The sequence below is a fragment of the Anaerotruncus massiliensis (ex Togo et al. 2026) genome (assembly GCF_030825285.1).
GTDB lineage: Bacteria > Bacillota > Clostridia > Oscillospirales > Ruminococcaceae > Anaerotruncus > Anaerotruncus massiliensis.
In genome coordinates this window covers 1-4,069 of sequence record NZ_JAPJQF010000097.1, presented here as the reverse complement: position 1 = coordinate 4,069, position 4,069 = coordinate 1, and the positions used below count along the sequence as shown (strand labels likewise).

Genomic DNA, 4,069 nt, shown 5'->3' with positions numbered 1-4,069 from the left:
CACGCGCGCAGAGCGCGCGAACGCCCGGAACGGGCGTTGTTTTCCGCCGTGGGTTTTGGCGAGCCTTCCGACAACCGGATGTTGGGTGCAGCGGTACCAGTCTTCTACCTGCGGCTGGCTGGACGTGAGCGGAGGGGGGATTCTCAAGGGGGGCGAGCTTTGCGCCCTGCCTTCTTCAAGTGAGCCCCCCTTGAGCGCCCTTCTTCCGTCGACTTCTTGGGCGCGCAAGAAGTCGGCCCGCCTGCCGGGGCGGGACCCGGCAATCTCCGCCGCCGCAGGCGGCACATCTAAAGCGCCCCAGAGGGGCGCGAAAAAAGCCCCGCCGGGCGCAGCGCGGCAAACCCAAAACCGCCTGCCGGGGCGGGCCCTGGCTAAAACGCGCTGCCCGGCTTCGCCGGAGCGCCGCTGCGCGGCGACGCGCGTTCAAAGGGGCTTACGCCCCTTTGGATTCCCATAGAGGAACTGCCTGCGGCAGAATCTCTTACAAGGTGCGCCCCGGAGGGGCGCAAAAAAGGCCCTCCGGCCCCCGGGCGGAAAATCCAAGGAGAATCCCCGGCAATTGACTTCATTTCGGCGGTACCCTATAATGGAGAAAAGGATCATCATCCCGGGGGAACGCCCGAGAAACAGGAGGAACACGCATGTCAAAGGTACTTTTTGTCGACGCCTGCGCGCGCGGGTGGGAGGTCTCCCGGACCTACGCGGTGGCGGAGGCGTTCATGAACGCCTACCGGGAGCAGCATCCGCGGGATGAAATCGAGGAGCTGACGCTGGCGGGGCTGGGGCTCGCCTATTTCACGGGTAAGGAGCTGGAATACCGCGACGCGCTGCTTGCGCGGGGCGGGCAGGCGGACGACTATTTCAAGCTGGCGCGGCAGTTCGCGGCGGCGGACAAGATCGTCATCGCTGCGCCCTATTGGGATTTGAGCTTCCCCGCGCTGCTCAAGGTCTATATCGAGCGGGTGAGCGTGAGCGGCATCACCTTTTCGCCCGAGCCGGACGGCAGGCTGCGGGGGCTGTGCCGGGGGGAGAAGATGCTGCTGATCACAACGAGCGGCGGCGACTTCACGCACGAGGACCTGACGCTGTACGGGACGGCGCTTTCCTACCTGCGGGGCATCTGCGCGATGTTCGGGGTGGACGGGTTCGATTACCTGTGGACGCACGGGCTGGACATCGTCGGCAACGACCCCGAAGCGATCCTGCGCGGCGCGAAAAAACAGGCGGCGGCCTTTGCCGAGAGCTGGTAAGGGCGGATTTTCGGACCGGAAAGGGCCGCAAAGCCCCTGAAATCGCAGGAAAAAGGGGATAACCGCTTGCAATCCGGAAAAAATTGTGATAGAGTATATTACTGTAAGAATAGTAACAACTGTGAAAGAGTGAGGTTGACCTCACTCTTTCCTTTGTGTATGGAGGGATTTGGTTGACCCAGCCAAAGGGCAAGCGCCCCAACACGGCCGCGGTCTGCGCGGAACTGGCCGCGCCGGTGGCCGAGGGGATCGGCGTCTATCTGTGGGACGTCGTGTTTGAAAAGGAGGGCGCGGGCTGGTACCTGCGCTACTTTATCGACAAGGACGCGGACGGCGGCGTGACGATCGACGAATGCGAGGCGTTTTCCCGCGCGATGAGCGACCTGCTGGATGAAAAGGACCCGATCCCCCAGAGCTATACGCTGGAGGTCGGCTCGCCCGGCGTCGAGCGGCGGCTGACGAAGGACTGGCATTTCAGGAAGTACCTCGGCTGCGACGTGCTGGTGCGGCTCATCCGGCCGGTGGAGGGGGAGCGCGACTTTATCGGGACCCTTTCCGCATACCATGAGGATGGGACGATCTCGGTCGAGCTGGACGGGGACGTGGAGATGGCCTTCACCCTGGCCGAGACCGCGTTTGTGCGGCTGTACGAAGAATTTTAACGGGAAAGCCCGGATTACGACATTGATGGAGGCAACCGAAAAATGGAAACGAGCAACACCGAATTTTTTGAGGCTCTGGCGCTTCTTGAAAAGGAAAAGGGCATCCCGCGAAGCCTTCTGGCGGAAAAGATCGCGACCGCGATCGGCAACGCGATCCGCCGGGACATGGGCGCGTCCGAGGACAGCGTCGTGGAGATCGACCCCGGCACCGGCCGGTTCTATGTGGCGATGCGCAAGACGGTGGTCGACGACGTGCTCGACCCGGCGCAGGAGCTCCTCCCGGAGGAGGCCGCCAAATACCAGAGCGGCGCGACGCTCGGGGACGTGGTGGAGATCCCGCTCGACACCAAGCAGTTCGGCCGCATCGCGGCCCAGACCGCCAAGCACGTCATCCGCCAGGGCATCCGCGAGGTGGAGCGCGGCCAGCTCTTTGAGGAGTATTCCTCCCGCCAGCACGACATCGTGACCGCCACGGTCATTAAGACCGACCCCAAGAAGGGCAACGTCACGCTGGAGATCGGCAAGTCGGAGGCGATTCTGCCCAAGAGCGAGCAGGTCCCCGGCGAGGAGTTCCCCGACAACTCGCGCGTCAAGGTCTACGTCGTCGACGTGGTCAACGGCGAAAAGGGCCCGCGCATCATGATCTCCCGCACCCATCCGGGGCTGGTCAAGCGCCTCTTCGAGATGGAGGTGCCCGAGATCTTCGACGGCACGATCGAGGTCAAGTCGATCTCCCGCGAGGCGGGCAGCCGCACCAAGATCGCCGTCTGGTCGAACGACGAGAACGTCGACCCGGTGGGCGCCTGCATCGGTCCCAAGGGCCAGCGCGTGTCGGCGATTGTCGACGAGCTGGGCGGGGAAAAGATCGACGTGGTCAAATATTCCGCCGACCCGGCCGAATTCATCGCGGCGGCGCTCTCCCCGGCCGACGTGCTGGGGGTCGAGCTCGACCCCGAGGGGGCCAAGAGCTGCAAGGTCACGGTGCCCGACCACCAGCTTTCGCTGGCGATCGGCAACAAGGGCCAGAACGCCCGCCTCGCCGCCAAGCTGACCGGCTGGAAGATCGACATCAAGCCGGAGAGCGGCTTCTACGGCGAATAACTTCCCGACCCCGGCCCGCGTGCGCGGGCGCGACAAGGAGGAAAAGATGGTACAGAAAAAACAGCCGGTGCGCATGTGTTCGGGATGCGCCGAGCACAGGCCGAAAAAGGAGCTCGTGCGGGTGGTTCGCACGCCGGAGGGGGAGATCCTGCTCGACCCGACGGGGAAAAAATCGGGCCGCGGCGCCTACCTCTGCCAGAACCCCGACTGCCTCAAAAAGGCGCGCAAGGCGCGCCGGCTCGAGCGCGCGTTCGACTGTAAAATCCCCGACGAGGTGTACGAGCGCCTCGAGCGAGAAATGGGGGAACCTCCGGATGAATGATAAGCTGCTCTCGGCCCTCTCCCTCTGCCGCAAGGCGGGCAGGCTCAAAATGGGCGGGGACGTGGTACGGGAAGAGATTATGAAAGGCGGCGCCCGGCTGGTGCTGCTCGCGTCGGACGCGGCCGAACGCACGGTGCGCCAGATGCGGTTCGCGTGCGAAGAGGGGAAGGTCCCCCTGCGGATGATCCCGCGCACGATGGATGAGCTGTGGGCCACGGCGGGCAAGCGTTACGGCGTCTTCGCGGTGTGCGACGGCGGTTTTGCAAAGATGATCGCCGGCCTGCTCCCCCCGGAGGGGGCGGAGACGGCCGAACAATAGATCCCGGGAAAGCGTTCCAACTCCGCGGTGACGGCTGTGGTTTGCGAACGTCAGGTACCGTCACTACGGACTAAGAGGAGGATTTGATTCTATGATAGAAAAGTACAGGGTCCACGAGGTCGCGAAGGATCTCGGCGTTGCGAGCAAGGAGGTCGTCGACCTGCTCGCGGCGAATTTCCAGGGGGAGCGCAAGAGCATGACCGCCCTCAACGAGCAGGAGCTCAGCGTGATCTTCAACCACTATACCAACCAGAACCAGGTGGAGAGCTTCGACGAATACTTTGCGGCGGGGCGCGCCAGGAAGGAAGCCGCGCAGGAAGCCGCCCGGCAGGCCGCCGAGCAGGCGCGCGCGGCCCAGGAGGCCGCCCGTCAGGAGGCGGCGCGCCAGGCCGCGGCCCAGCGCGCGCCTGCTCGG

General features: G+C 64.5%; 5 protein-coding genes and 1 pseudogene. All 6 read left to right on the top strand.

What is annotated here, in order from left to right:
• Positions 1 to 641 precede the first annotated feature (641 nt).
• Complete coding sequence (locus RCI06_RS14285) at positions 642 to 1,250, top strand: NAD(P)H-dependent oxidoreductase (RefSeq protein WP_306576428.1); 609 nt, start codon at positions 642 to 644, stop codon at positions 1,248 to 1,250.
• A gap of 173 nt (positions 1,251 to 1,423) precedes the next feature.
• Positions 1,424 to 1,912: a ribosome maturation factor RimP gene (gene rimP, locus RCI06_RS14280; protein WP_306576427.1), complete on the top strand. Its 489-nt coding sequence runs from the start codon at positions 1,424 to 1,426 to the stop codon at positions 1,910 to 1,912.
• Positions 1,913 to 1,954: 42 nt separating this feature from the next.
• Positions 1,955 to 3,013, top strand: a complete 1,059-nt coding sequence (gene nusA, locus RCI06_RS14275) for a transcription termination factor NusA (RefSeq protein ID WP_101552746.1) — start codon at positions 1,955 to 1,957, stop codon at positions 3,011 to 3,013.
• Between the two features lie 46 nt (positions 3,014 to 3,059).
• Positions 3,060 to 3,335 (top strand): RNase P modulator RnpM, encoded by a 276-nt coding sequence (rnpM, locus tag RCI06_RS14270; protein WP_101552744.1) that lies wholly within the window; start codon positions 3,060 to 3,062, stop codon positions 3,333 to 3,335.
• Positions 3,328 to 3,654, top strand: a complete 327-nt coding sequence (locus RCI06_RS14265) for a ribosomal L7Ae/L30e/S12e/Gadd45 family protein (RefSeq protein ID WP_101552742.1) — start codon at positions 3,328 to 3,330, stop codon at positions 3,652 to 3,654. Before rnpM ends, RCI06_RS14265 begins: the two co-directional genes overlap by 8 nt.
• A 91-nt stretch (positions 3,655 to 3,745) precedes the next feature.
• A pseudogene (locus RCI06_RS14260) lies at positions 3,746 to 4,069 on the top strand (translation initiation factor IF-2 N-terminal domain-containing protein); the annotation flags it as partial.

Excerpts from the sequence above, each read along its gene's own strand:
- RCI06_RS14285 (WP_306576428.1), top strand. The coding sequence starts at position 642 with ATGTCAAAGGTACTTTTTGTCGACGCCTGCGCGCGCGGGTGGGAGGTC.
- nusA (WP_101552746.1), top strand. The coding sequence starts at position 1,955 with ATGGAAACGAGCAACACCGAATTTTTTGAGGCTCTGGCGCTTCTTGAA.
- rnpM (WP_101552744.1), top strand. The coding sequence starts at position 3,060 with ATGGTACAGAAAAAACAGCCGGTGCGCATGTGTTCGGGATGCGCCGAG.
- RCI06_RS14265 (WP_101552742.1), top strand. The coding sequence starts at position 3,328 with ATGAATGATAAGCTGCTCTCGGCCCTCTCCCTCTGCCGCAAGGCGGGC.